Raw genomic sequence first — 26,410 nt, 5'->3', positions numbered from 1 at the left:
AACTTAATAGCATTCGATTATGGATTTTCAAGCAGGATTGATCGTATTGATCGTATTCGTGAGCCTTTTTGCGATCTGGCTCATCTTCTATTTCATCCCGGTGGGGCTGTGGTTCTCGGCATTGGTGTCGGGCGTAAGGATCAGCCTGCTGCAACTCATTCTGATGCGCTGGCGCAAGGTGCCGCCCTCGACGATCGTTTCGTCGATGATCGAGAGCACGAAGGCCGGGCTGGAACTCAACCCCAACGAACTCGAGGCGCATTACCTTGCGGGCGGCAATGTCACCAGCGTGGTGCATGCCCTGGTATCGGCACAGAAGGCCAATATCATGCTCGATTTCAAGATGGCTACGGCCATCGACCTGGCGGGCCGCGACGTGTTCGAGGCCGTGCAGATGTCGGTGAACCCCAAGGTCATCAACACGCCTCCCGTAGCGGCCGTGGCCAAGGACGGCATCCAGCTGATCGCCAAGGCGCGCGTCACGGTGCGTGCCAATATCAAGCAGCTGGTCGGCGGTGCCGGTGAGGAGACCGTGCTGGCGCGTGTCGGCGAGGGCATCGTCTCGTCGATCGGTTCGGCCGCATCGCACAAGATCGTGCTCGAAAACCCCGATTCCATTTCGCGCGTCGTGCTCGAAAAGGGCCTCGATGCCGGTACGGCGTTCGAAATCCTCTCGATCGACATCGCGGACATCGACGTGGGCAAGAATATCGGCGCCCAGTTGCAGATGGATCAGGCGCAGGCCGACAAGAACATCGCCCAGGCCAAGGCCGAGGAGCGCCGAGCCATGGCCGTCGCACTCGAGCAGGAGAACAAGGCCAAAGCACAGGATGCCCGCGCAAAGGTGATCCTGGCCGAGGCCGAGGTGCCGCTGGCTATGGCCGAAGCGTTCCGCAACGGCAACCTGGGGATCATGGACTACTATAAGATGAAGAACATCATGGCCGACACGTCGATGCGCGAGACGATCGCCCGGCCGGAGAAAAAATAACCAGTTCGGGGGATTTTCCGGGGGTACGGTCGAAACCGTACCCCTTTTTTCGTATATTAGATGCCGAATAGAGTTGTATCATTGCAACATCCCGGAACCGGAGGCCCGTTCCCCGGGGTGTGGATTGAAAAGCAGATTGCCATGAAGAGATTTTTCCTCTTGCTGTTTCTCGGTGCGTGCCCGGCTGTGTCGGCGCAGGTGCGCTTCTCGGACTATTTCCTCGAAGAGACGATGCGCTTCGACTATTACCACAGCGGCGACAGCCGCTCGGAAGAGTATTTCTTCGACGCCCTGAAGGCCGAACCCTACTGGGCGGGCTCGCACGTGTCGCTCCTCGATACTACGGGCTACGGGAACCAGTTTTTCCGCATCGTCGACCGTGCTTCCGAACGGGAGATCTATTCGCGCGGCTTCTGTACGCTCTTCAACGAGTGGCAGAGCACGGCCGAGGCCGACAGCGTGCGCCGTTCCTATCCCGAGTCGGTCGTATTCCCCTATCCCAGGCGCCCGTGCCGCATCGAGATCTTCGGCCGCAATGCCGGGGGGCGCTTCGAAAAGCGGTTCAGCCAGAATATCGACCCCGCATCCTGCTTCGTCGCGCAGTTCTCACCCCGCTACGAGGCTTTCGAGGTGGCATATAACGGCAACCCCGCACATCGTGTCGACATCGTGCTGCTGCCCGAGGGGTATAGCGCCAGGGAGCGGGCGAAATTCGAAGCGGCCTGCCGTGAATTCGCACGCGAATTTTTCAGTTATTCGCCTTTCAGGGAGTACGCTTCGCGGTTCAATATCCGCGCCGTGTGGGCGCCGTCCGCCGATTCGGGCGTGACGATCCCCGGCGAACGCGTGTGGCGCAACACGGCCTGCGGGGCCTCTTTCTATACGTTCGGCTCGGAGCGCTACCAGATGGTCGACGACTTCCAGCGCCTGCGCGACATCGCGGCGCATGTCCCTTATGACTATATCTATGTGTTGTCCAACACCCAGAAATACGGGGGTGGCGGTATCTTCAACTTCTATGGCATCAGCGCCGCACACCACCCTACGCGTACCGGGAAGATCTACGTCCACGAATTCGGGCACCTGATGCTGGGGCTGGGCGACGAGTATGTCGGCACGACCTCCTACGACGACATGTATGCCCGGGACATCGAGCCGTGGGAGGCGAACCTGACAACGCTCGTCGGGTTCGAGGACAAGTTCTGGAAAGCGATGGTGCCGGTCGGGACGCCCGTTCCGACGCCCGACACCCCCGGGTACGAGGGGGTCGTAGGGGTTTTCGAGGGCGGCGGTTATGCTGCGAAGGGGGTCTACCGCCCGTGGCGGAACTGCCTGATGAACAACCTGCACCGGACGGACGAGTTTTGTCCCGTTTGTACGAAAGCCATCTGCGATTACATCGAGTTTTTGTGTAGGTAAACTTTGCAATGTGTTGTAATACAAGAGGGACGCGTGTGCGCCCCTCTTCCCGTGTGCAGCAGGCCCGTTACCCCTGCCGACACAGCCCTGCCGTCGTTCCGGTTGCGCGGTGCCGTGCCTGCCTGTCGCAGTGTGGTGCGGCGATCTCTCAGTATACCTCTTCGGGCAGGGTTTCGCCGACGGGTTCGCCTGCCAGGCCGTCCTTCCACTTGATCGAGGCGTGGGTGCCGTCGCAATAGGGTTTGTTGGCCGACTGCCCGCAGCGGCATGCCACGACGCGGTTCCGGATCTCGTAGGTCTGCCCGCCCTCGCGCCGCATGGGTATTCCGCCCCGTATCCACAGCCCTCCGCTGGCGCCGATCGTGATGTCCTCAATCAGCCCCAGGCTCGGTTCGAAATGGAACTCGAAGGGTTTCATCGTCTCCTTGTCCCACGCCATCAGACGGCCGCTGGGGCACATCGAGGCCTCGCGGATGGCCAGCTTGCGGGCTTCGGGATCGTCGGATGTCTCGGTCAGTGTCCACGCATCGCCGTGCGGGTGGCAGAAACGTGCGAAGACGCAGTATTTCTCGTTGTCCGTCATCTGGAGCGTGCCCCCGTCGATCACCTCGGCCCCGTCGAGCAGGGCGTCCGGACGTGCCGTGAGGCGGGGATCCCAGTCAGCCTTCTCGTGCGAACCGTCGCAATAGGGCTTGCGGTGTGATGCGCCGCAGCGGCAGATCGCCGTGGGTTCCGCCTCGGTCGAAAAAAGCCTGCCCTGCTGGAAATACCAGCTTTCGTTGGACTCGTTGGGCATGATGAACTGTTCGGCCAGCGGCGGCCTTCCGTAGACCAGGTAAGGGCTCTCTTCGGTCACCGTGATGCTGAAACGCTCCCCGGCGGGCGAACTTCCCGTTTCAATTTTCAATTTGGACATACTATTTGCATTTATAATTCGTTAGGGAGTAGGCGGCAATAATTATTCCCAAATGAATAATTTGGGATGTCCTTGTAGGATTTATCCCGCTTTTTGGTATCTTTGCAAAGATTTTTTTAACTGAATTTCGGTAAATTTGAGTAATATGAGAGGATTCGTAAGGCTGATGGCTGTGGTCGTGACTGCGGCGGTTTTCGTCGTGGCATGCAGCAAGGATAAGGATTCGGGCAAGATCACGCTCGATTCCCCGGCGGTGTTCTTTGCGCAGGCCGGAGGGTCGGCTACGGTCGGTTTCACGGCACAGAACATCAAGACACTGTCCGCGACGAGCAAACCCACCGGTTGGGACGAGGCGGTCGTTGACCTGGCAGGCGCGACGATCTCCGTCAAGGCTCCTTCGGCCGAGGACATCGAGAGCGGGGATGCCGTCAAGACCGGCTCGTTCTCCTTTACGGGTTATACCCCCGGCGGGACGCTCGTTTCGGCGACGCTCTTCGCCGGTATCGTGACGACGAAGGACATCAGCGCCGAGGTGGCCAACAGTTACATCGTCACGGAACCCGAAACGAACTACCTGATCGACGCCACGCGCAAGGGCGACGGTTCCCAGCTGGCTACTTCTTATGTGAACGTCGTATGGCAGACCGCATCGGGATTCGTGCAGTATGCCGACTTCGAGGACGGCAAGGCGTCGTTCTACATCGGTGCCGACAGCGACGACGCCACCAAGATCAAGCAGGGCAACGCCGTGATCGGGGCTTATGATGCTGACGGCGAACTTATCTGGAGCTGGCATATCTGGGCGACTGATTACGACCCCGATGCGGAGGGCGGTACGGTCGATTTCAACGGCTATACGCTGATGAACCGCAACCTCGGAGCCCTGGCGAACGACAATTCGACGACGGACAAGATACTCGCTTCCTACGGGTTATATTACCAGTGGGGCCGCAAAGACCCGTTCATCGGGCCGAATACCTACCAGGGCTCTGAGGGCTCCGGTGCCTCGATGTACAGCGGCAGCGGCAGTCGCGTCTACCTGAAAATGTCCGAGTCGAGCGCCGAGACCGGAACGATGGAATATGCCATCCGGAACCCGCTCGTCTTTATTACGGGTGTGGCAGACACGGACAACGACTGGCTTTGGAGCGGCCGTTCCGACCAGTTGTGGTCGGCGGACGACAATGTGGCCGACAAGAGCGTTAACGACCCCTGCCCCTACGGCTGGCGCGTGGCTCCCTCGGGCGCGTTCGACAACCTGGCGATCGTCGGAACCCCGGCCGTGGGCGACGAGGCGAAATACGGCTGGACGCTGACCGACGGAAACGCCGAATCGTTTTTCATCGGTGCCGGACGCCGCCGCTACGACAACGGCAAGATCCTGAATATCTACAATCCGCTGCCCAAGGTGCGTTCCGACGCCATGGAGGCGCAACCCTGGGAAGGCCTTTACTGGACGACCGCCGTGTCCCGCACGCAGGCTGCGGCACTCCATTTCTGGTTCGAGAAACTCGACACCTCGGCCGGCATCGAAAATTCGGTGCCCTATGCCCGCGCCAACGGCCTTCAGGTGCGTTGTGTGAAGCAGCAGGGCAGGTAGGTACATCCGATACGACAGGGCGGGCCGGCAACATGCCGGCCCGCCCTGCTTTGGTATAACACTTGCTGTGTGGGCGTGTAAATCCACTGGCAATGAAAATCAAGACAGGCAAAGGTACGATTACGCTCGGGGTGCTGCTGGCGATATGGTCGGTGTCGGCAATCGCCTCTCTGCCGGGGCTGGCGATCTCGCCGATCCTCGGCGACCTGAATAAAATCTTCCCGAAGGCCACCGACCTTGAAATACAGATGCTCACGTCGCTGCCCTCGCTGCTGATCATCCCCTTCGTCCTGCTTGCCGGCAAGCTCTCCGTCGGCAAGGACAAGCTCAAGATCCTCGCCGTCGGACTGTCGGTCTTCTTCCTGAGCGGCGTGGCATGCCTCTTCGCCCGGAGCATGATGTTGCTCATCGTCATCAGCTGTATCCTCGGTATCGGCGCCGGTATGGTAATCCCCTTCTCCACGGGGCTCGTGGTCGACTACTTTACGGGCGATTACCGTGTCCGGCAGCTGGGGTACAGCTCGTCGATCAACAACCTGACGCTCGTGCTGGCGACCGTCGTGACGGGATACCTGGCCAACGTCGACTGGCACCTGCCCTTCCTGGTCTATACCCTGCCGGGTATTTCGCTTGCGCTGTCGTTCCTGCTCAAGCGGCAGCGCTCCTTTCCCGAGCCGGAACAGAGCATCCAGCTGCGGCACAAGATGATCGACCGCCGTAAGCTCGCCGGGCTGATGGCGTTCTATTTCTTCGTCACCTACGCCGTGCTGGTCGTGACGTTCTATGCCTCGTTCCTGGTCGACGACTACAAGATCGACAGCTCGTTTTCCGGGGTGCTGATCTCGCTGTTTTTCCTTGCGATCATGCTGCCGGGGCTGTTCATCGACAAGATTATCCGTTCTTTGAAGCGGAACGTCAACCTCGTGGCGCTCGTGCTGGTCTGTGTGGGGCTGCTGTGTGTCGGGGTTTTCCACGGCAAGGCGATGCTGGCCTTCGGGGCGCTTTGCACCGGGCTTGGGTATGGGATCATGCAGCCTGTCATTTACGACAAGGCGGCGACCATCGCCCCGCCGCGTTCCGCTACGCTGGCCCTTTCGTTCGTCATGTCGGTGAATTACCTGGCCGTGATGGTCTGCCCTTTTATCGTAGACCTCTTCCGTCACGTTTTCGGGACGCACAGCGACCGCTTCCCCTTCTTTTTCAATGCGGCACTGGTGCTGGCCGTTGCTGTCGGCACACTCCTGCGCCGGGGTAGCTTTACGCTCGGACTCGACGAATCCTATTACCGGAATTGATTGTAAAAACTGTTCGAAAGTGTTGTTAATGACGTAAAAAGGTTTAAATTTGTGCTGAAAAGTCACACCTTATTACGATTATCGCGAGATGAAAACAACACTTCTGACGGCTTTGGCCGCCGCTGCCCTTGCGGCAGGCTGCTCAAAGTCCGACACAGGTACGCCTTGTGTGAAAATCGCGCCGACGATCCAGACCCGTGTTACGGGATTGCATTTCGATACCGGCGACCGCATCGGGCTGAGCATTGCCAAAGGTTCGGAAACCTATGCGCAGAACGTTCCGATGACCTACGACGGTACGGCCTTTACGGCCGCGGATTTGCTGTGGTATAACGATTCGAATGAAAAATCGACGCTCACGGCCTACCATCCTTACTCCGAACAGGGAATGCCCGCGGAGTTTTCCGTTGCTACAGACCAGACGTCGGGAGGTGCATCGTCCGACCTGCTGGTCGCGGTGAAAAAAGAGGTTACCCCATCTTCGGCACCTGTCGGGATGCCCTTTTACCATGTGATGTCGCAGCTGACGATCGTCCTTACCAACAATTCCGACGCCCCGGTTACGGGGGTTACGGTCGGCGGGCTTGTCCCGACGGCCGTGGTCGATTTCACGGTGCCCTCCGCCGCGGCCAAGAGCGGGGCTGCTGCTGCCGACGTCGAGGCGTTCGAAGTGACGGCCGATGCCGCCTACCGTGCTATCCTCGTGCCGCAGCAGGCCACCCTGACGGTTACGGTAGCGACCGGTGACGGAAAGAGCCGCAGTAAAACCCTCTCTTCGGCACAGCTCGAAAGCGGGAAACGCTACGACATGTCGGTCGTTGTGACCAATATCGACATCGACGTGGAACTGAGCGGCGAAGTCGTCGACTGGGGCGACGGCGGTTCGCTCGATGGCGGCGGCGATGGCGGCGGTGGCGAAGGCGGCGGCGAGGGTGGTGATCCCGGGACGCTTTCCTACGGGGGTGTGGACTACCCCACCGCGACGTTCGGCGGACGGGTTTGGATGACCCGGAACCTGCGTTACCTGCCTGACGGTGCCCAGATCGGAACCGGTATCTGGTACCCTTGCCGCGGTACGGCGGGATCGAACGACGCCGAATATGTCGCGGAACGGGGGTTGCTTTACAGCTTCACAACGGCCCTGGGCGGTGCGACGGCTGCATCCGGCACCCCGGTGCAGGGGATTTGTCCGCCGGGCTGGCATGTCCCCACGGGCGCCGAGATCGAGCAGATGATCGCCAGCCCCGAATACGATGCGTCCCTGCTCCGTAGCGCCGGGATGTGGAATTCGGATGCAGGTCTGTATGTTGCGGAAAAGAAGGGGTACCTGATGAGCTGTACCTCGGAAGATAACGGCGCAATGTATAAGGCCTTGCTTTATTCGTCTGACGGTATCGTAGCCGGGCTTGCTCCGTTTCCGGCCGGAAACGGTGTCTCGCTGCGCTGCGTGAAGGATATATAGCCGTAGCCGAGGATGCGGCAACGGAACGATCCCCGGTCTCGGATGAGCCGGGGATCGTCTTTTTACGGTGGGTTTGCCCGCTGCGGCAGGCCGCCGTGCGGTTTTCCTCGGGGCTGCGGTGAGCACAGGCCATTGCGTGATGACCTTTTGGTGGCGCAGCGAATGCGTGTCCCACCCCGCAGGAGCCCAGTGCCCGCGTCGTGTCAGTTGTCGCGGTTCAGGAAGAAAATCGGGATGTTGGCCAGGAACACGTCCTTTCCCCGGAGCCGGTCGCGTTTGGCGAGCAGTTCGCTCAGCTGGATGTCGCCGATGACGTAGTTGCTGTCTTCGCTGGTGTACTGTTCGTGCACCTTCGTAAAATTCAGGATGCCGTGCACGTCGGTCTCCTTGTACCGCACGTAGACCTTCAGCGTGATGTCCGTCGTGTAGTCGGGCTTCTGCATGTAGTTCTGCTTCTTGTACTCGTAGCGGTAGTTGTTCAGGCGGGCCATGATGTCGCTCAGGATCGACGATGCCGTGGGCAGGCTCCCGGCGCCCTTGCCGAACATGAACTGCCGGTCGTAGCACTCGCCGCGGATCACTACGCCGTTGTACTCGTCGTCCACGCTGTAAATATATTTCGAGGGCGTCACGAACTCCGGCATGACGAACATCGTGAAGTGTTCGTCGCTCACCTTGACGACCTGCGCCACGAGTTTGATTTTGACGTTCTTCTCGCGGGCATACCGGATGTCCGAATCGTGGATGGTCGAGATACCGTAGGTGAAAATCTTTTCCGGGGCGACGTAGGTGCCCAGCGCATGTACGGTGATGATCACCAGCTTGAAGAGCGAATCGTAGCCTTCGATGTCGAACGACGGGTCGCTTTCGGCGAAGCCGAGCGCCTGCGCCTGCGCCAGGGCGCTGTCGTAACTCTCGGCGTGGTCGAAGACGCGCGAGAGGATGTAGTTCGACGAGCCGTTCAGGATGCCTTTCACCTCTAACAACAGGTCGTTGTCATAGTATTCCTCGAGGTTGCGGATGACGGGGATCGAACCGCACGACGAGGCGTCGTACAGCAGCGCCACGTTGTGCGTCTTCTGGATCTCGATCAGTTCCGGAAGGTGGTGCGCCAGCATGGTCTTGTTGCCCGAGACGACCGGGATGCCGCGCAGCAGGGCCCGCTTGACGATGCTGTATGCAGCATCGGCCTGGTCGATCACCTCCACGATCAGGTTGATGTCCCTGTTGTCGAGTATCTCGTCGGCCGACGTCGTGAAGAGGGATTTGTCGACTTCGACCTTACGCGGCTTTTCCGGGTCGCGGACGCAGATCTTCACGATCTCCGCGTGGGCGTTCTTCGATTTCTGCACTACCTGGTAGATTCCCTGTCCGACGACGCCGAACCCGAACAGGCCGATTTTGATTTTGCTCATATGCTGCTTGTTTATTGATTGTTCATGAACGGATAGAGGATGTCGTTCAACTGCCCGTGCTCGACGAGGAACCCGTCGTGCCCGAACGGCGAATCTATTTCGTGGTACGTGCTTCCGGCGATCATGCCGTGCAGTTCGCGCATCTCTGCCGGGGTGAAAATGATGTCGGTCGTGATGCCGACCACTGCCGTGCGGGCTTCGATGCGTGCGAGGGCGGCTGCTACCCCGCCGCGCCCGCGCCCCGTGTCGTGGGTGTCGAAGGCGTTGAGTATGGCATAGTACGAGTAGGCGTTGTAGCGCCGGCAGAGTTTCTCGCCCTGATATTGCTGGTAGGTCGATGCGCGGTGTACTGCGGGGAGTTCCTCCCTGTCCTGCTGCGTGAGGTTGTATCCCAGCGAACCCCGGTACGTGAGCAGCCCCAGGGCGCGTGCGGCAGCCAGTCCGGCCATCCCGGCGTCGTCTCGCGGCTCGCCGAACGTCGTGTCGGCCTCGATGGCCATGCGCTGGGTCTGGTCGATGGCAATCGTCCAGGGCGAGGCCTTGGCCGCCGTGGCGATCAGGATCAGTTTGCCGATGCGCTCCGGCTCCAAGACCGCCCATTCGATGGCCTGGAATCCCCCGACCGAACTTCCTACGAGCGTGTCGATGCGGCCGATGCCGAGCGCGCCGGCCAACAGGCGGTGTGCACGGACGATGTCGCGGATCGTGAACGGCGGGAAATCCTTGTAATAGGGGCTTCCCGTTTCCGGGTTCACGTGCAGCGGCCCCGTGGTGCCGTAGTGCGACCCGAGGATGTTGGCGCAGACCACGAAGTGGCGTGCCGGGTCGAGGAAACGCCCCGCCTCGACCGTGTGCGGCCACCAGTCCGCCACGTCCGAGTTGGCCGTCAGGGCATGGCATACCCACACGACGTTGTCGTACGCCGCATTGGGCTTGCCGTAGGTGTGGTAAGCGATCCTCAGCTCGGGCAGCGTATGCCCCGTTTCGAGCACGAACGGCCCGGGTGCTTTGTAAATGCTGGGTTCCATTATCCGATGTGTGCGAAAGCCTGTTCGAAGTCGTCGATAAGGTCGTCGGTATTCTCCAGCCCGACGGAGATGCGCAGCATGGTCGGCGTGACGCCTGCTGCGGCGAGGTCTGCGTCGCTGAGCTGTTTGTGCGTGGTCGATGCCGGGTGCGTAACGACCGTGACCGAGTCGCCGATCATGACCATGTGTGCCGCCAGGTTGAGCGATTCGACGAAACGCACGGTGCTGTCGAGCGTGCCTTTGAGTTCGATGGTGAAGACGGCCGACGAACCGAACCGGAAATACTTCTTCGCGTTCGCGTAGCTCGGGTGCGACTCGAAGCCTACGAAGCTCACGCGCTCCACTTTGGGATGGTTGCGGCAGTATTCGGCCAGCCTGCGTGCCGACTCGACTTCGTGCCGCACGCGCAGCGAAAGCGTTTCCAGCCCGAGCGTCATCAGGTAGGAGTCGAACGGCGAGGGGCAGCAGCCCAGGTCGCGGACACCGTCCACGCGGCATTTCACGATGAAGGCCGCCGCGCCGAATGCCTCGTGGAAATTCAGTCCGTGATACCCTTCCGACGGGCCGTCGATCTGCGGGAACTTGCCGTTGGCCCAGTTGTAATTGCCCCTGTCGACGATCACCCCGCCCATGGCCGTGCCGTGGCCGTTGATCCATTTGGTCGCCGAGTCGACGACGATGTTCGCACCCCATTCGAAGGGGTTGCACAGGTAGCCCGCGGCACCGAACGTATTGTCCGCGACGAAGGGCACGTCGTAGCGTTTGGCCAGTTGTCCCAGTGCTTCGAGATCGGGCACCGTACAAGTGGGATTGCCCATGCTCTCGGCGTAGATCGCTTTCGTGCGCCCGTCGATCAGCGCCTCGAAGTCCTCGGGGCGTTCGCTTCGGGCGATGCGGCAGTCGATGCCGAGCCTGCGCAGCGAAATGCGGAACTGGGTGAAGGTGCCGCCGTAGAGGAACGGCGAGGCGACGATGTTGTCGCCCTCGGCCGCCAGCGAGAGCACGGCGATGAGTATGGCCGACATGCCCGACGAGACAGCCAGCGCCCCCACGGCACCGTACAGGGCGGCGATGCGTTGCTCGTATACGGTCGTGGTCGGGTTCTGCAGCCGGGTGTAGATGTTGCCCCCTTCGCTCAGGTCGAAGAGGTTGGCCGCGTGTTCGCAGCTCTTGAAACGGTATGCTGCCGTGGGATATATCGCCACACCGCGGGCACCCGTGGGATCGTCGGGTTGCAGCCCTCCGTGGATCTGCAATGTCTCGAAACGTAATTTTTTCTCAGCCATGCTATCTGTTTTTTAGTCGTTACAAAAAAAATCCGACCTCTCTGAAGCCGGATTGTGTCGTTCGTATACACGGAAAATCTACACCCGGCGGAATCGGTTGCGCATGTACATCATATCCATGGTCATACTGCGGAGCGAGCCGCCGTATGTGTCGTGGTATGTCGTCGTGGCAATCATTTTCTGCTTTCGGATGTTTTCCTGTGTGCAAATATAGGAATTTTTCGGCTCATGCTTGCGGTCGGCCCGATTTTTTTGCAAAAAACTGTTTAGCGGCCGGGGTTTTGCATGCCATAGTTGCTACCTCGACCTTTTTTGTTGAACAAAAGGGCTGAAAAGTTTTGGTTTGAAAAATTAATGTTTATATTTGTGTCGAAGAATGTGCACTATGCACAAGGGATAGATTAAAAATATCAATTTATGAAACGACTTTACGCTGTTGCAGCTATTGCAACGACGTTTTTGGCCTTTTCGTGCCAGAAAAACATGGGCACCGGCAGCGGCGAACCGCAGGAGCCCTCGTCTGCAGTTCCCGCCGACTTCAAATGGGAAACGACCCGCGACCTGGATATTTCGGTCGGTATGCCGAGTGTTACGGGCAATACGCCCCAATATGCCGTTATCCGCGTGTATTGCTCCCCGATCCTCTCGGACGGCAATATCGTGGCGATGGGTGTGGTGACGCCATCCCGCCCCGTGTTCGGAACCGCGGTGACGATCCCGGCCGGGATCGGGAACATTTATGTCCAGACTACCCGGCCCGACGGTACGGTGGCCGTCTCCATGGAACCGGTCGCAGCGTCGGTGAACGTCGCCGGTGCGCGGATGAAGGCCGCAGCCGGGACGCCGGCACTCCGGATGGCCGGGATGGCGCGCGCCGCGGCCGACAGTTCGATGCCCGACTACCCGCGGCTCGCGGCGAAGGCCGAGGGTGATTTCGCCGAGGGGGCCATCATCCGGAGTACGCCTGCCGGCAAGATCGACCTGGGTGCGAGCTGGGCCCCGTTTGCAGCTGCGGAGTATTATATCCCGGCAGGAGCCGAGGTTACGGGCAATATCGGCCTGAACGGAACCTTTAGCCCCAACCCCTCGCCGATCCTCTACGTGGCGGGCAAACTGACGCTCGATTCCTCCGTTACGATCGGTCAGGCGACGCTCGCAGTGCTTCCGGGCGGCGAGGTGTACATCCGTGAAGCAAGTGCGAACATGCAGCAGAACGCACCCAACCCCGCGATTTTCGTTTTCGAAGGCGGTAAGTTCACGGCCGGGAAAACGAACTTTTCCTGCAAGGCCGTGGTCAACGAAGGGAAATTCATCGTCGACGGGACGTTCGACATCAATAATTCCTGTGCGTTCTACAACGGTGCCGCCGCAGAATTGGAGGCCGATGACATGGAAATCACCAACCGGGCGAAACTTTATAACGACGGCAAGATAGAGAGCGATGATTTGGAGCTCAACTCCTACGCCGAACTGTCTAACTGCGAGAATGGTGTCGTTGATGTCGACGGGACTTTCTATTTGACCAACAACTCGGTCGTTTACCAGAAAGGTTTGGCCTCGATGGAGAAACTCGAAGCCCGCGGCGGGGGGACACTCTATGTGAATTGCCATACCGTAGCCGAGGAAATTGCCGCCGAAGGTGCCCGATTCTATATTGCATCCGGCGCGGGGCTCGATGCCGAGGAGGTCTATTTCAACAGCAATACGGAGTTGTACGCCGCTGCCGGCTCGATCTTCGCCATGGACGAGTATAATGCCGGTAAGTCGGGCGGCAATGTCCGTATCGTGAGCCAGGCTGCCGCCGACCAGCTCATGGCCGTGGTCGTGATCCGCGAGAAAGGCGTGAGCTCACGCTATTACGGGACGAAGTTCGACGGGCTGATGGAAGTCGTGTACGACAATGCAGCCGATTCGAAATACGTTATCGACGAGCGTAGCCTCACCGGCGGCGCCGTGATGCGTGCCAGGCAGACGGTCGTGCTCCCCGAAGCCAAATGCAACGGTGGCCGGCAGCCCATAACGCCCGATCCGGAACCGGAACCCGAGTTTGTCGAGGTCAACGGTTTACCCTATACCTACTGCTTTGAGGACGGCTGGCCGTGGATCGGCGACTACGACATGAACGATGTCGTGGTGGTCGTAAGCGTCGACCGCCGCAGCGACAAGGAGACCGGGAAGGTCGGCCTGATCCGCATCAACTGGGAACTGAAGGCCGCAGGTGCCGCGCACCTGAATGCCTTTGCCATCCAGTTGGACAAGGTTCGTACCTCGGAGGTCGCCGGCGTGGAGACCACCAATACGACCTTCGGCCGCGGTGCGTTTGCGGGCTCCGGCCCGGAATCGGGCAGCGAACTGGCCGTGATCCCGCTTTTCAACACCTCGCAGGAGATCTTGGGCGAAGGGACTTACATCAATACGACCAAGGGCGTGGCCATACCGACCGTGAAACACACGACGACGGTGACCTTTGCGCAGCCGGTCGACCCCGCAGCCGTCCGCGAGTCGGCGCTCAATGCGTTCATCGTCGTGAACCAGAAGAGTTCGGGCACGTTCACCCGCGAGACGGAGATCCACATGCCGGGGCGCAAGCCGACGCAATTCGCGGTCGTATCGGGCAATACCTTCCTGGAGTCGGATCCCTACCGCTATTTCGTCACCAAGGGCGACGGTGTGAAGGACAACTACATGATGTGGGCGCTGTGTATCCCGGGTGAGTTCCGCTATCCGCTCGAACGCAGCGATATCCGGGACGTCTATACCTATTTCAACGCATGGGCGGCATCGGGCGGCCGGGAACATGTGGAATGGTATCGGGACGAAGCCGACGAAACCCTGCTCTATTAGTCAGAGGTTAAATATGATGGTTGAAAAGGGCCGTACTTCGCAAGTGCGGCCCTTTTTGTGCGGATGCCCGACGGCGGGATTTGCGTCCCTCCCCTCTTGCCTTTCCCGTATTCAAATCGTATTCTTGTCCTGGGTTTTGCCTGCCGCCCGCCATTATGACAGAAAAAATTCCCGCAGGATTCCTGCGGGAATTTTCGGTGTGTTCCAGAATAATTATCGGTGGCTATCGATCCGCTCGACCCCTTCGCGGGTTGCCGCACCGCGCAGGATCGTCCTGCAAAAGAGGTAGGACTCCTCGCGCGTCGCATTGTTTATCCGCATTTCGAAGATCGTTTCCAGAATCCGGTCGGCAAAGCTCGACGCATCGATTTCGGGCAACAGGAGCTTTTCTTCGCGGCTCCCGTTCAGGTGTACGGTCAGTTCGCTGCGCCAGAATTCCCGGTGTTCGTCGAAATGTTCGGCATAGGCCACCTTGTGGCGCAGGTCGGACAGAAAGCTGCTTTCGACCGTATACAGGTGTTCGATGTATTCGTATACCAGTTTGAAAGCCCGTTGCAGCGAACTCCTGCTGCGGCGTTTCCTGTAAGCCGTGATGCGCTCCTGCTGTTGGTGGCACATGAAATCGAGGCAGGCGCTCACCAGGTCTTCCTTGTCAGCGAACATTTCATAGAGGGTGCGCTTCGAGATTCCCAGCGTCTGCGCGATCTCATCCACCCGGACGGCACGGATGCCGTTCCGGGTAATGAGCTCCTGCGTGATGCGGATGATCTCCTCTTTGGTCGCTCCCCTTTTCATTATTTCGCCTCCGCTGCGATGTCGCGTCCGCCACCCAGAGCCTGGTAGAGGTTCACGATACCCTGGATTTCGTCAAAACGATCCGCAATCTGGTTCAGCTGAGCAGAAAGCAGCGACTGCTGGGCGGTCAGTACTTCGAGGTAGGTCGTGCTGCCGTGTTGCATGAGCAGTTCCGTGCTCTCCACGGCGCGTTCCAACGCCTCGATCTGTTGTGTCCGCAGGCCGGTTTTCGCGCGGGCCGACTGGCACTGCGTGAGGGCGTTGTTGACCTCGGCGCCCGCGTTGAGCAGGGCCTGCTGGAATGCCAGCTTGGTTTCTTCCTGCTGTGCCTTGGCGATTTTCACGCGGGCGCGGTTGGCGTTGGCATTGAAGATGGGTTGCAGCAGCGAAGCGGCGGCCGACCAGAGGAATTTTCCGGGGTCGACGATCCGGGCCCCGCTGTTGTTCGTCCATCCCAGAGTCCCGCTCAGCGTGATCGAAGGATAGAGGGCCGAGCGTGCCTCGCTGGTGGCATAATAGGACTGCATCAGCGAGTATTCGGCGCTGCGGATGTCGGGGCGGTTCGAAAGCATCTGCACCGGTATGCCGACAGTCAGGTCGTCGGGCAACTGCTGGCTTTCGAGGCGGCCGCGCTCGATGGGGTGCGGGCCTTCGGCCAGCATCGAGCAAAGGCTGTTCTCGGCCTGGCGGATCTGGTATTCCAAGTCGTGCAGCGAAGCCTCGATGGCGAGGCAGTTGCCTTCGTACTGCGCTACGGCAGCCTCGTTGGCCATGCCGGCCTCTTTCAGCGCGCGCATCGTGCGGACGCTCTCGCGCCATTTCCCGGCGGTTTGCTCGGTAACCTCGTATTGCCCGTCGAGCATCAGCAACGTGTAATAGAGATTTGCGATGCCCGAGATCAACTGCGTTTTCACTGCCTGTTCGTACTCCTTGCTCTGGAGGTAGAGCGCCTTGGACTTGCGTTTGGCGTTGGTCAGGCCGTTGAAGATGTCGATCTGCCAGCTTGCCGTGACCGGGATACTGTACGTTTTGCCCGGCGTGGCCCAGTCGAAGCTGCTCATGCTGCCCTGAGGTGCGAAGTTGAACGACGGCAGGTAAGCCAGGCGCGCCGACTTAAGCGTCGCCTCGGCTTCCTTGATCCTCCATTGCGCCGATTGCAGGTCGGTATTGTTCTCCAGCCCCTGGCGGATGAGCGTCCGCAGGTAGGGGTCGGTGAACATCTCTTCCCAGCCCATGTTGCCGATCGTCGTCGTGTCGGCGGTCTCGGCCGTGCCGTACAACCCGTCGGTTTTCACCTCGGGACGGGTGTAGGGCTTGTAGATGCCGCAGCCGGTCATGGCCGCTGCGGCCAGTATGATAATAAGCTTTTTCATCTTGTTACTCCTCTTTCTCGTTTTTACACTCCTCCAGTTCCGCCTGTACGGCCCACTGCGGATCGGGGTCGAACTCTATGGGCTTGACTTTCTCCTGCAGGGTCTGGAAGGCGATGAACAGCGTCGGTACGAGGAACAGCAGGGCCAGTGTCCCGACGATCATACCGCCCACGACGCCCGAACCGAGGGTCATGTTACCGTTGGCGCCCACACCGTGCGAGAGCACCAGCGGGATCATACCGAATACGCAGGTGAGGACGGTCATCAGGATCGGGCGCAGACGGACTTTGGCAGCCGATACGGCGGCCTGTGTCAGGGACATTCCCGCACGGCGCCGGTCGGAGGCGTACTCCGTGATCAGAATGGCGGTCTTCGAGAGCAGGCCGATCAGCATGATGATACCCGTTTGCAGGTAGATGTTGTTCTCCAGCCCCAACATCTTGGCGAAGAGGAACGAACCCAGCAGGCCGCACGGTACGGAGAGGATGACAGCGAACGGAAGCAGGAAGCTTTCGTACAGGGCACTCAGGATGAGGTAAATCAGCAGGATACAGATCCCGAAGATGATCGTCGTGTTGCTGCCCGTCTGCGCTTCCTCGCGGGTGATACCGTCGAAATCGTAGCCGTAGCCCTTCGGCAGTACCTGGGCGGCCGTTTCCTGGATGGCCTTGATGGCGTCACCCGACGAATACCCGGCGGCCGCCGTGCCGTTCACGGCGATCGAACTGTACATGTTGAAGCGGTTCAGCACCTCGGAGCTGTAAACCCTTTCCAGATTCACAAACTGTCCCAGGGGAGCCATCTCGCCGTTGTTGGAGCGTACGAAGACGTTGTTGAGCGATTCGGTGTCGAGACGGTATTTCGGGTCGGACTGGATCGTCACGTAGTACATCTTCGAGAACCGGTTGACGTTCGAGACGTACTGCCCGCCGTAGTAACCCGAAAGCGTCGAAAGGATCGCGTTGGGCGAGATGCCGGCCCGTTTGGCCTTTGCCGCGTCGATGCTCACGATGTACTGCGGGAAGTTGATGTTGAAGGTCGAGTAGGCGCGTTCGATCTCCGGGCGCTGGTTCAGCGCCCCGATGAACTGCAGGTAGATGTTGTAGAAGTCCGTCAGGCTGCCGTCCGTCTTGTCCTGCAGGTGCATGGAGAAACCGGTCGAGGTACCGTAACCCGAGATCATCGGCGGTGCCACGGCGAAAATCTGTGCATCCTTGATGTCGGATGTGCGTCCGTATATCTGGCCGATTACGGCGTTCACCGCATCCGCCTTGTCCGGTCGCTCTTCCCAGTCCTTGAGCTTGATGATACACATACCGTAGGAGGAACCCTGGCCGGCGATCATGCCGTAGCCCGCCACCTGCATGAAGTCTCTGATTTGGGGGATTGCCTGGATCCGATCCGCAACCTGCTCCATGATCATATGCGTTTCGGCGAGCGAAGTACCCGGTGCCGTGGTGACGTTCACCATGATCGTACCCTGGTCTTCGTCGGGCACCAGACCCGTCTTGGTGTTGTTCATCAGCAGGACGAGTGCGGCGAATGCCAGGCCGAGCGTCGACCACATCAGCCATTTGTGCTTGATGAAGAGCAGCACGCCGTGCTTGTATTTATTGATCAGGGTGCTGAATCCCGAGTTGAATGCCTTGCGGAAGCGGGCCGCAAAGTTGTCGCGCATCTCTCCGTTTTCGTCGAGGTAAGGTTTCAGGATGAGGGCGCATAGTGCGGGCGAGAGCGTCAGGGCGTTCAACGCCGAGATACCCACGGCCACGGCCATCGTGATACCGAATTGCGTGTAGAATACACCCGACGTGCCGCCCATCATCGATACGGGGATGAACACGGCCATGAAGACCAGCGTTGAGGTGATGATGGCCGAGGTAATACCCGACATAGCGTCGATGGTAGCCATATAGGAGGACTTATATCCCACGTCGAAACGCGCCTGGACAGCCTCCACCACGATAATGGCGTCGTCGACGACCGTACCGATCGCAAGGACGAGCGCGAAGAGCGTCAGCAGGTTGATCGAGAAGCCCGCTACCGAGAGGAAGGCGAACGTACCGACCAGCGATACGATGATCGAAACGGAGGGAATGAGCGTTGAGCGGATATCCTGCAGGAAGACGTACACCACGAGGATCACAAGCAGAATGGCCTCAATCAGCGTTTTGATTACCTCGTTGATCGAGGCGAAGAGAAAGTCGTTCACACTCTGCAGGTGGGCGATGGAAACGCCCTTAGGCAGTTCGGCTTCGATTTCGGCCAGTAGGGCGTCGATTTCGTTTACGACCTGCGTGGCGTTCGAACCGGCGGTCTGGAAGACCATTGTGCTGACGCCAGGATGACCGTTGGTGTAGCCTTTGTAAGCGTAGGATTCGCTTCCCAGCTCGATGTCCGCGACATCCTTCAGGCGTAGAAGCGTGCCGTCGGGCTTGGCCACGAGCACGATCTCCCCGAATTCTTCCGGGGTCATCAGACGTCCGCGGTATTTCATCGTATACTGGAATGTATTGTCCGAGTTCTCACCCAGCGTACCGGTCGCCGATTCGATGTTTTGTTCGGCGAGTGCCGCTGTTACGTCCGACGGGATGAGCTTGTGCTGGGCCATTACATCGGGCTTGAGCCAAATACGCATCGAATAGTCGGCACCGAGCGTGAAGGCCTCGCCGACGCCTGCGATACGGAGGATGCGGGGCTCGATGTTGATCTTCAGGTAGTTCGACAGGAACGTTTCATCGTAGGTGTCGTCGGGACTGTACAGCGAAAAGATCTTGATCATCGAGGTTTGCCGTTTCATGGTCGTCACGCCAATTTGTGTGACTTCGGAAGGCAACTGGCCGGTGGCCCGCGAAACGCGGTTCTGCACGTTGACGGCAGCCATGTCGGCATTGATTCCCTGGCGGAAGTAAATCGTCACCGAGGCACTTCCGACAGCGGCGCTGGAGGTCATGTAGGTCATGTCTTCCACACCGTTGACAGCCTGCTCGAGCGGTACGATGACCGATTTCTGGATTGTCTCGGCGCTGGCGCCCGGATACGAGGCGCGCACCATCACCGTCGGGGGCGCAATGTCGGGATACTGCTCCACGGGCAGTGTCGCCAGACCGATCAGACCGCCGATTACGATTACGATGGATATGACCGACGCCAGTACGGGTCGTTCGATAAAATGTTTCAGTGTCATAGGTTATTCCTCCTTTTCGGTTTGGGTTTGGGCTGCGGCTGCCGGTGTGGCCTGCGCTGCGGCGCCCTGCGTCTTGGCTACGATGGGCGTACCCTCGCGCAGCAGGCCGACGCCCTCGGCTACGATGACGTCTCCCGGGACGAGGCCCGACTTGACGATATATTCCCGTCCGTTGTTGATTTTCTCCACGTCGATCATGGACGAGGTAGCCTTGCCGTCTACCACTTTATATACATATACTTTGTCCTGCAGTTCGAACGTCGCTACCTGGGGAACCACGATGCAATCCGTGTAATTGACGGGCAGGATAATGCTTCCTGCGCCGCCGCTGTGGAGCAGGCCTCCCTTGTTGGGGAATGCCGCGCGCAGCTGCACGCTGCCCGTCGAGGTGTCGATAATACCGCTGATCGACTCGATGCGGCCTGTCTGGTCGTAAATCGAACCGTCGTTGAGCTGCAACTGTATGTCGGGCATGTTCTTGAGCGTGTTGGCGATCGAGCCGTATTTACGGGTCAGATTGAGCAGCTGGTTTTCGGTCATCGAGAAATAGACGTACATCTCCGAATTGTCCGAAACGGTCGTAAGCGGCTGCGGCATCGACGCGCTCACCAGTGCGCCGACACGGTACGGCAGCGTACCTACCATGCCGTTGGCCGGGGCCTTCACGACCGTGTAGGAGAGGTTATTGGCGGCATTTACGCGCTGCGCCTCGGCCTGTGCGAGCTGCGCCTTTGCCGTCAGCAGCGTGTTTTCGGCTGTCGAGAGGTCGTACTGCGACACGACGCTCTTTGCGAAGAGTTCCTTCTTGCTGTCATATGTCAGCTGGGCCGTTGCCACGCTGGCCTTTGCCGCTGCGACATTGGCTTCTGCTGTCTGGAGCGCTGCCTTGTAAGGTACCTGGTCTATGATGAAAAGGGTCTGTCCTTTCGAAACCGACTGGCCCTCGGTGACACGCAGTTCGGAGATGGTTCCCGAAACCTGCGGATAGATGTCGATGTCCTGGCGTCCGCGGATCGTTGCCGAGTAGTTGCTCTGGATTTCGCGGTCGGTAGTGGCAATGGTCGTCACGCCGTATTGCGCGGGGCCTTGCTCCGTGGGTGCCTGACCGCACGAAACGGCTGCCATGAAGCTTGCCATGATAGCAGCTTTCACAAATGTTTGCTTCATACTTTTCTCCTGTTTTAAACTAAAAAAACTTTTTTCGTTGCAAAAGTACCCTAAAAAGGGCGTGATCGTGCCTTTATATTGCGAACAGTGTTGGTATTTTTCGGAACAAAATTTGGGAAAATATCGGAAAATGCGCTAAATTTGTTCGAAAAACGAATTCATATGTCTGCCATAAATCCTATAATTACTACTGCCGAAGAGCAATTCGTAGTCGGGGAATCCGATTTTTCCTATTTCAACAATTATGCGAACCGCTGTGAGGGAGGGGCCATTCTGTTTTGCCGCAAAGGCAGCGCCCATGTGACTGTAAACCAATACGGAGGTCTTGTGAAACGGAATACCCTGGTGCTCGTACTGCCCGGTTCGATGCTGATGCTCACGGAGCGAACCGATGACTTCCGGATGACGTTCTGCGCCTTTTCGCACGATATTTTTTCCGAGGCGGCGTTTCGGCTCCGGCTCGAGCCCTCCTTTTTCCGCACCCTGCGCGAGAATCCGATCGCCTATCCCCCGGCGCGTATCGTCGAGGGGGCTGCCATCTGGTTTCAGATGGCGGCTTATACCTACCGCGACCGGAATAATATTTTCCGCAACACGATCATCCGCAACCGTTTGCAGAATGTGCTGATGGAGATTTACGACAAGTTGCAGCGTTTTGTGGGCATGCAGCGCCAGGTGCCCGAATCGACCACGCGGCAGACCGAACTGTTCCACAGGTTCGTGGCCTTCGTGCACGAGTTCGGTTCGCAGGAGCGCGAAGTGTCGTTTTATGCCGACAAACTCTGCATTTCCACCCGTTACCTCTCGACCATCGTGCGCACGATCGCGCACAGCACCGCCAAGGAGTTTATCGACCGGTCGGTCTTGCTGGAGATCAAGATGCTCCTGCAATCGACCGACTTGTCGGTGCAGGAGATCGCCTACCGCCTGCATTTCCCCGACCAGTCCTACCTGGGGCGTTATTTCAAGAAACATACGGGTGAATCTCCCACCGAGTACCGCAATTCCAAGAAATAAGCCGCCCCGCCGGGCGGCTTTCGTTTTGTCGCGGGGCGCCGGCGTGTTTGGAACCCGAATTGCAGTAAGGAGCTTCGAATCGCTTAATATCGCAAAATTATGAAAACCATTGAAATTCTCGGGGGAAAGGCCGAATACTACCTTTCCCATGTCTGCCGGACGATCGACAAGCGCCTGCTTTACCTACCCGCACCCGATACGGTCGACAAGGTCTGGATCGAATCCGACCGTAACATCCGGACGCTCGGCAGCCTGCAATGGATCCTCGCCCACGGGCGCCTGGCCGGTACGGGCTATGTCTCGATCCTGCCCGTAGATCAGGGCATCGAACACTCCGCCGGGGCGTCGTTCGCCCCGAACCCGGCCTATTTCGACCCGGAGAATATCGTCAGGCTGGCCATCGAGGGCGGCTGTAACGCCGTGGCTTCGACCTTCGGCGTGCTGGGCGCCGTGGCACGCAGATATGCACACAAGATACCGTTCATCGTCAAGCTCAACCACAACGAGCTGCTCACCTACCCCAACACCTATGACCAGGTGATGTTCGGCACCGTGCGCGATGCCTGGAACATGGGCGCCGCCGCCGTGGGGGCTACGATCTATTTCGGGTCGGAGGAGAGCCGCCGCCAGCTCGTGGAGATAGCCCAGGCGTTCGACTATGCGCACGAGCTGGGCATGGCTACGATTCTGTGGTGCTACCTGCGCAACGAAGGTTTCAGGAAGGACGGGGTGGATTACCATGCTTCGGCCGACCTGACGGGGCAGGCGAACCACTTGGGCGTGACGATCAAGGCCGACATCGTGAAGCAGAAGCTGCCCGAGAGCAACGGCGGGTTCCGTGCCGTCGGCTTCGGCAAGACGCGTGACGAGGTGTACACGAAGCTGACGACCGAGCATCCGATCGACCTTTGCCGCTACCAGGTGGCCAACGGTTACATGGGACGCGTCGGGCTGATCAATTCGGGCGGCGAGTCGCACGGGGCATCCGATTTGCAGGAGGCCGTGATGACGGCCGTCGTCAACAAGCGGGCCGGCGGCATGGGGCTTATCAGCGGCCGCAAGGCGTTCCAGCGCCCGATGAAGGAGGGCGTGGCGTTGCTCAACGCCATCCAGGACGTATGTCTCGATCCCGAGGTTACGATCGCATAATAACCGGCCGTGCAAAACCGTTTTTTTGTACGATAAAAGAGGAAAAAAGTGCATTTATGAAAATAACATTCTTCGGAACCCAACCCTACGACCGCGAGTCGTTCGACCGCGCCAATGCGTCCTGCGGGTTCGAGTTCAATTACCATCGCAGCCACCTGAACGGCAACAACGCCTTGCTGGCGCAGGGGGCCGACGCGGTCTGCATCTTCGTCAACGACACGGCCGACGCCGGCACGATACGTCAGCTGGCCGCGATGGGGGTGAAGCTGATCGCACTGCGTTGCGCCGGCTTCAACAACGTAGACCTGAAGGCCGCGGCCGAATACGGCATCCCCGTCGTGCGCGTTCCGGCCTATTCGCCCCATGCCGTCGCGGAACATGCCGTGGCGCTGATGCTGGCGCTCAACCGCAAAGTCCACCGTGCCTACTGGCGCACGCGCGACGGGAATTTCTCGCTGCACGGCCTGATGGGGTTCGACATGTACGGCAAGACGGCGGGCATCGTCGGTACCGGCAAGATCGCCCGCGAGCTGATCCGGATACTCAAGGGGTTCGGTATGAAGGTGCTGGCTTACGACATCTTCCCCGATGCGGAATACGCCGCAGAGGCGCAGGTCGAATACGTGACGCTCGACGAGCTTTACCGCCGTGCGGACATCATTTCGCTGCACTGCCCGCTGACCGACCAGACGCGCTATATGATCAACGGCGATGCCATCGGCAAGATGAAGTCCGGCGTGATCCTGATCAATACGGGGCGCGGCCAGCTGATCCATACCGAGGCGCTGATCGAGGGGCTGAAGGAGAAGAAGATCGGGGCGGCCGGGCTGGACGTTTACGAGGAGGAGGCTGCCTATTTCTACGAGGATACCTCCGACCGGATCATGGACGACGATATCCTGGCACGCCTGCTGTCGTTCAACAATGTCATCATGACCTCGCACCAGGGTTTTTTCACACGTGAAGCGTTGGATAATATAGCGCATACTACATTGCAGAATATTAACGATTTCGACAAGCACCGCAAATTGGTGAACGAGGTGCGTGCCGAACCTGAAAAAGCGATAGGATGAAAAAAGTAGTTTTGCTCCGCCACGGCGAGAGCACATGGAACCGGGAAAACCGTTTTACGGGATGGACGGATGTCGATCTGAGCGAGAAAGGCGTTGCCGAAGCGGCCAGGGCCGGGGAGCTGCTCCGCAAGGAGGGTTTCCTGTTCGGGCGTGCCTATACCTCCTACCTGAAACGCGCCGTCAAGACGCTCGACGTGGTGCTCGACAAACTGGATCAGGACTGGATCCCGGTCTCGAAGAGCTGGCGGCTCAATGAAAAGCATTACGGGATGTTGCAGGGGCTCAACAAACGGGAGACCGCCGAAAAGTACGGCGACGAACAGGTGCACATCTGGCGCCGCAGTTACGACGTCGCCCCGGCGCCGTTGGGCGAGGAAGACCCGCGCAACCCGCGCTTCGACCCCCGTTACCGCGATGTCCCCGAGGCGGAACTGCCCCGCACCGAATCGCTCAGCGACACCGTCGCGCGTATTATGCCCTACTGGAAATGCGAGATCCTGCCTGCGCTGGCGCACCACGACGCCATCCTGGTCGTCGCCCACGGCAACAGCCTGCGCGGCATCATCAAACACCTGAAAGGCATTTCGGACGAGGCGATTTCGGAGTTCAACCTCCCGACCGCCGTGCCTTATGTCTTCGAGTTCGACGAGGGCCTCAACTACGCGGGGGATCGTTTCCTGGGCGACCCCGATGAGATAGCCCGGCTGATGGCCGCCGTTGCCGATCAGGGCAGGAAAGGCTGAGGCGTAGCGCGCCCGTCGCCCGATGCCGCACGGGTACTGCTGTGGAAATTGCTGCCGGCTGGCTGGCGTCCGGTGTAGTTCGGAACTGGCCGGGGCAGGGAGCCGGTTGGCCGGATATGCCGCGAAGTACCCCGTATTTGAAATCCCCGTACACTTTTCCAGTGTGCGGGGATTTTCGTACGCGATGCGGAAGCCTGCGTTTTGTCCGGGGCAGAAACTGCGTTTTATCCGGGCTGATCGTACCTGGCGAGCTGTTTGTGCCGGCCTGTTTTTACCGTTTAGTCCGCCGTTCTCTCCGGTTCTCTCCGTTTTTCCCGTCCGCCTCCTTTTGCCGGCCGTGCCGCCGGGTCAGTTTTGTGTCCGGTATTCGTTGGGCGACTGCCCCACGCACTTCTTGAACAGGCGCGTGAAGTGTTGCGGATACCTGAACCCGAGCTCGTAGGCGATTTCGCTGATCGACTTGGTCGTGTCGAACATGCGTTCCTTGGCGATGTCGATGACTTTCAGCTGGATGTATTCCTGCGCCGATTTCCCGGTCTCCTTTTTGACCAGGTCGCCGAAATAGTTGGCCGAAAGGTGCAGCTGCTCAGCGCACCAGCGTACCGAAGGCACCCCGTCGCGCTGCGGGGCGTCATCCCGGAAATAGTCGTTGAGCAGCCGTTCGAATCCCGACAGGGCGTCTTTGTTGACGTCGCTGCGCGTGGTGAACTGCCGCTCGTAGAAGCGCACGCTGTAATTGAGCAGCAGTTCGATGTTCGAGACGATCAGCGTCCGGCTGTGCTTGTCGATGGCGTGCTGCAATTCGCCCGCGATGTTCTGCAGGCAGTCGATCACTACGTGCCGCTCCTGCTCCGAGAGGTGCAGCGCTTCGTAGGATTCGTAGGAGAAGAAGGTGTAGCGGCCGATGTTGCGCCCGAGCGACGTGCCGCGGATCAGGTCGGGGTGGAACAGCAACGCCCAGCCTTTGGGCTGGAAAACCTCGCCGTTATCCTCGACGCCGACCACCTGTCCCGGGGCCGTGAAAACGAGCGTCCCTTCCTGGTAGTCGTAGTAGTTGCGCCCGTAGCGCAGGTCGCCGCATTTGACATCTTTCAGGAAGATGCAGTAGAACCCGTACAGGCGGCGCGAGTGACGCATGCGCGGGCATTTCGACATGTCGATGACGCTGACCAGCGGGTGCAGGGTTTCGATTCCCATCAGTTCGTTATACTGGTACACATGATCCAGCCTTGCGATCTCTTCCATAGTTGTTCCGGTTTGTTTGACACAAAGTTAGTGTTTTTTTCTTCGCTTGCCGCACCTGCTGCGGCGGATCGGTAATAATGGTATGACGAACTGTAATCCGGGTAATGACGGACAGTGCGGAATACCCTACTTTTGCAACATGATAATTTGTTAAGGCGTCAAAACTATGGAAACGAGGATTTTAAACAATGGTGTGGAGATGCCGGTGCTGGGGTTCGGCGTCTACCAGGTGGACGGGGCGATTTGCGAACGGTGCGTGTCTGATGCCCTGGCGGCCGGTTACCGGTCGATCGACACGGCAGCCGCCTATATGAACGAACGCGCCGTGGCGCGGGCCGTCCGCCGGAGCGGCATCCCTGCGCGGGGCGCCGGAGGATATGGTACGGATCGCCGCGCTCGACATGA

Annotated in this window: 19 protein-coding genes and 1 pseudogene; 11 read left to right on the top strand and 9 right to left on the bottom strand. The window is 59.3% G+C overall.

Annotation, left to right across the window (positions count from 1 at the left end):
• The first annotated feature begins 19 nt into the window (after positions 1-19).
• Positions 20-991 carry a flotillin-like protein FloA gene (floA, locus tag B3C38_RS11265; protein WP_018695856.1) on the top strand — a complete coding sequence of 324 codons (972 nt, stop codon included), beginning with the start codon at positions 20-22 and terminating at the stop codon, positions 989-991.
• Positions 992-1,132: 141 nt separating this feature from the next.
• Complete coding sequence (locus B3C38_RS11260; protein ID WP_286727135.1) at positions 1,133-2,410, top strand: M64 family metallopeptidase; 1,278 nt, start codon at positions 1,133-1,135, stop codon at positions 2,408-2,410.
• 148 nt (positions 2,411-2,558) lie between these two features.
• On the opposite strand, the gene B3C38_RS11255 is transcribed toward B3C38_RS11260, so the two are convergent.
• Positions 2,559-3,326 (bottom strand): CDGSH iron-sulfur domain-containing protein, encoded by a 768-nt coding sequence (locus B3C38_RS11255; protein ID WP_286727134.1) that lies wholly within the window; start codon positions 3,324-3,326, stop codon positions 2,559-2,561.
• Between the two features lie 145 nt (positions 3,327-3,471).
• On the opposite strand from B3C38_RS11255, the gene B3C38_RS11250 reads away from it, so the two are divergent.
• The 3 genes from B3C38_RS11250 (at position 3,472) to B3C38_RS11240 (ending at position 7,683) form a co-directional block, all read left to right on the top strand.
• On the top strand, positions 3,472-4,926 hold the full coding sequence (locus tag B3C38_RS11250) for a hypothetical protein (RefSeq protein WP_141405656.1): 1,455 nt from the start codon (positions 3,472-3,474) through the stop codon (positions 4,924-4,926).
• A gap of 92 nt (positions 4,927-5,018) precedes the next feature.
• On the top strand, positions 5,019-6,221 hold the full coding sequence (locus tag B3C38_RS11245; RefSeq protein WP_286727132.1) for an MFS transporter: 1,203 nt from the start codon (positions 5,019-5,021) through the stop codon (positions 6,219-6,221).
• Between the two features lie 88 nt (positions 6,222-6,309).
• Positions 6,310-7,683 carry a fimbrillin family protein gene (locus B3C38_RS11240; protein WP_286727131.1) on the top strand — a complete coding sequence of 458 codons (1,374 nt, stop codon included), beginning with the start codon at positions 6,310-6,312 and terminating at the stop codon, positions 7,681-7,683.
• A 203-nt stretch (positions 7,684-7,886) separates the two neighbouring features.
• Here the strand turns inward: B3C38_RS11240 and B3C38_RS11235 are convergent, their stop codons facing one another.
• From B3C38_RS11235 to B3C38_RS11225, 3 genes are read right to left on the bottom strand one after another with little or no spacing between them, the layout of a single operon-like run.
• Positions 7,887-9,098: a homoserine dehydrogenase gene (locus B3C38_RS11235; protein WP_117506728.1), complete on the bottom strand. Its 1,212-nt coding sequence runs from the start codon at positions 9,096-9,098 to the stop codon at positions 7,887-7,889.
• An 11-nt stretch (positions 9,099-9,109) separates the two neighbouring features.
• Complete coding sequence (locus B3C38_RS11230; protein WP_286727130.1) at positions 9,110-10,126, bottom strand: homoserine O-acetyltransferase family protein; 1,017 nt, start codon at positions 10,124-10,126, stop codon at positions 9,110-9,112.
• Entirely contained in the window at positions 10,126-11,412 is a 1,287-nt protein-coding gene (locus B3C38_RS11225; RefSeq protein ID WP_286727129.1) for an O-acetylhomoserine aminocarboxypropyltransferase/cysteine synthase family protein, read from the bottom strand. The genes B3C38_RS11230 and B3C38_RS11225 overlap by 1 nt, the downstream gene beginning before the upstream one ends.
• Before the next feature lie 417 nt (positions 11,413-11,829).
• On the opposite strand from B3C38_RS11225, the gene B3C38_RS11220 reads away from it, so the two are divergent.
• Positions 11,830-14,256 (top strand): LruC domain-containing protein, encoded by a 2,427-nt coding sequence (locus B3C38_RS11220; RefSeq protein WP_286727128.1) that lies wholly within the window; start codon positions 11,830-11,832, stop codon positions 14,254-14,256.
• Positions 14,257-14,469: 213 nt separating this feature from the next.
• On the opposite strand, the gene B3C38_RS11215 is transcribed toward B3C38_RS11220, so the two are convergent.
• Genes B3C38_RS11215 through B3C38_RS11200 form a run of 4 tightly spaced genes read right to left on the bottom strand, consistent with a single transcriptional unit; the run spans position 14,470 to position 20,778 of the window.
• Complete coding sequence (locus B3C38_RS11215) at positions 14,470-15,051, bottom strand: TetR/AcrR family transcriptional regulator (protein WP_022333685.1); 582 nt, start codon at positions 15,049-15,051, stop codon at positions 14,470-14,472.
• Entirely contained in the window at positions 15,051-16,424 is a 1,374-nt protein-coding gene (locus B3C38_RS11210) for an efflux transporter outer membrane subunit (RefSeq protein ID WP_055201999.1), read from the bottom strand. The genes B3C38_RS11215 and B3C38_RS11210 overlap by 1 nt, the downstream gene beginning before the upstream one ends.
• 4 nt (positions 16,425-16,428) lie before the next feature.
• Positions 16,429-19,611: an efflux RND transporter permease subunit gene (locus B3C38_RS11205; protein ID WP_286727127.1), complete on the bottom strand. Its 3,183-nt coding sequence runs from the start codon at positions 19,609-19,611 to the stop codon at positions 16,429-16,431.
• Between the two features lie 3 nt (positions 19,612-19,614).
• Positions 19,615-20,778 carry an efflux RND transporter periplasmic adaptor subunit gene (locus B3C38_RS11200; protein ID WP_286727126.1) on the bottom strand — a complete coding sequence of 388 codons (1,164 nt, stop codon included), beginning with the start codon at positions 20,776-20,778 and terminating at the stop codon, positions 19,615-19,617.
• Between the two features lie 162 nt (positions 20,779-20,940).
• On the opposite strand from B3C38_RS11200, the gene B3C38_RS11195 reads away from it, so the two are divergent.
• The 4 genes from B3C38_RS11195 to gpmA all read left to right on the top strand — a co-directional run bounded on the left by B3C38_RS11195 (position 20,941) and on the right by gpmA (position 24,760).
• Complete coding sequence (locus tag B3C38_RS11195; protein ID WP_055201993.1) at positions 20,941-21,795, top strand: helix-turn-helix domain-containing protein; 855 nt, start codon at positions 20,941-20,943, stop codon at positions 21,793-21,795.
• 99 nt (positions 21,796-21,894) lie between these two features.
• On the top strand, positions 21,895-22,944 hold the full coding sequence (locus tag B3C38_RS11190; protein WP_286727125.1) for a class I fructose-bisphosphate aldolase: 1,050 nt from the start codon (positions 21,895-21,897) through the stop codon (positions 22,942-22,944).
• 56 nt (positions 22,945-23,000) lie between these two features.
• Entirely contained in the window at positions 23,001-24,017 is a 1,017-nt protein-coding gene (locus B3C38_RS11185) for a 2-hydroxyacid dehydrogenase (protein WP_286727124.1), read from the top strand.
• On the top strand, positions 24,014-24,760 hold the full coding sequence (gene gpmA / locus B3C38_RS11180) for a 2,3-diphosphoglycerate-dependent phosphoglycerate mutase (RefSeq protein WP_237956877.1): 747 nt from the start codon (positions 24,014-24,016) through the stop codon (positions 24,758-24,760). The genes B3C38_RS11185 and gpmA overlap by 4 nt, the downstream gene beginning before the upstream one ends.
• Before the next feature lie 348 nt (positions 24,761-25,108).
• On the opposite strand, the gene B3C38_RS11175 is transcribed toward gpmA, so the two are convergent.
• Positions 25,109-26,005 carry a helix-turn-helix domain-containing protein gene (locus B3C38_RS11175; protein WP_117506734.1) on the bottom strand — a complete coding sequence of 299 codons (897 nt, stop codon included), beginning with the start codon at positions 26,003-26,005 and terminating at the stop codon, positions 25,109-25,111.
• 166 nt (positions 26,006-26,171) lie between these two features.
• Between B3C38_RS11175 and B3C38_RS11170 the strand changes: the two are divergent.
• Positions 26,172-26,363, top strand: a pseudogene (locus B3C38_RS11170) (aldo/keto reductase); the annotation flags it as partial.
• Positions 26,364-26,410 lie beyond the last annotated feature (47 nt).

Origin of the sequence: Alistipes sp. UBA1686, from assembly GCF_002320215.1 — a bacterium.
Classification (GTDB): domain Bacteria; phylum Bacteroidota; class Bacteroidia; order Bacteroidales; family Rikenellaceae; genus Alistipes; species Alistipes onderdonkii.
This window is presented reverse-complemented; position numbering and strand designations above follow the sequence as displayed.

Bases quoted from the DNA above. Each gene is read 5' to 3' on its own strand.
- B3C38_RS11175 (WP_117506734.1), bottom strand. From the start codon at position 26,005: ATGGAAGAGATCGCAAGGCTGGATCATGTGTACCAGTATAACGAACTG.
- B3C38_RS11215 (WP_022333685.1), bottom strand. From the start codon at position 15,051: ATGAAAAGGGGAGCGACCAAAGAGGAGATCATCCGCATCACGCAGGAG.
- B3C38_RS11255 (WP_286727134.1), bottom strand. From the start codon at position 3,326: ATGTCCAAATTGAAAATTGAAACGGGAAGTTCGCCCGCCGGGGAGCGT.
- B3C38_RS11225 (WP_286727129.1), bottom strand. From the start codon at position 11,412: ATGGCTGAGAAAAAATTACGTTTCGAGACATTGCAGATCCACGGAGGG.
- B3C38_RS11200 (WP_286727126.1), bottom strand. From the start codon at position 20,778: ATGAAGCAAACATTTGTGAAAGCTGCTATCATGGCAAGCTTCATGGCA.
- B3C38_RS11205 (WP_286727127.1), bottom strand. From the start codon at position 19,611: ATGACACTGAAACATTTTATCGAACGACCCGTACTGGCGTCGGTCATA.
- B3C38_RS11240 (WP_286727131.1), top strand. From the start codon at position 6,310: ATGAAAACAACACTTCTGACGGCTTTGGCCGCCGCTGCCCTTGCGGCA.
- B3C38_RS11230 (WP_286727130.1), bottom strand. From the start codon at position 10,126: ATGGAACCCAGCATTTACAAAGCACCCGGGCCGTTCGTGCTCGAAACG.
- B3C38_RS11195 (WP_055201993.1), top strand. From the start codon at position 20,941: ATGTCTGCCATAAATCCTATAATTACTACTGCCGAAGAGCAATTCGTA.
- B3C38_RS11220 (WP_286727128.1), top strand. From the start codon at position 11,830: ATGAAACGACTTTACGCTGTTGCAGCTATTGCAACGACGTTTTTGGCC.
- B3C38_RS11245 (WP_286727132.1), top strand. From the start codon at position 5,019: ATGAAAATCAAGACAGGCAAAGGTACGATTACGCTCGGGGTGCTGCTG.
- B3C38_RS11235 (WP_117506728.1), bottom strand. From the start codon at position 9,098: ATGAGCAAAATCAAAATCGGCCTGTTCGGGTTCGGCGTCGTCGGACAG.
- B3C38_RS11260 (WP_286727135.1), top strand. From the start codon at position 1,133: ATGAAGAGATTTTTCCTCTTGCTGTTTCTCGGTGCGTGCCCGGCTGTG.
- floA (WP_018695856.1), top strand. From the start codon at position 20: ATGGATTTTCAAGCAGGATTGATCGTATTGATCGTATTCGTGAGCCTT.
- B3C38_RS11250 (WP_141405656.1), top strand. From the start codon at position 3,472: ATGAGAGGATTCGTAAGGCTGATGGCTGTGGTCGTGACTGCGGCGGTT.
- B3C38_RS11190 (WP_286727125.1), top strand. From the start codon at position 21,895: ATGAAAACCATTGAAATTCTCGGGGGAAAGGCCGAATACTACCTTTCC.
- gpmA (WP_237956877.1), top strand. From the start codon at position 24,014: ATGAAAAAAGTAGTTTTGCTCCGCCACGGCGAGAGCACATGGAACCGG.
- B3C38_RS11185 (WP_286727124.1), top strand. From the start codon at position 23,001: ATGAAAATAACATTCTTCGGAACCCAACCCTACGACCGCGAGTCGTTC.
- B3C38_RS11210 (WP_055201999.1), bottom strand. From the start codon at position 16,424: ATGAAAAAGCTTATTATCATACTGGCCGCAGCGGCCATGACCGGCTGC.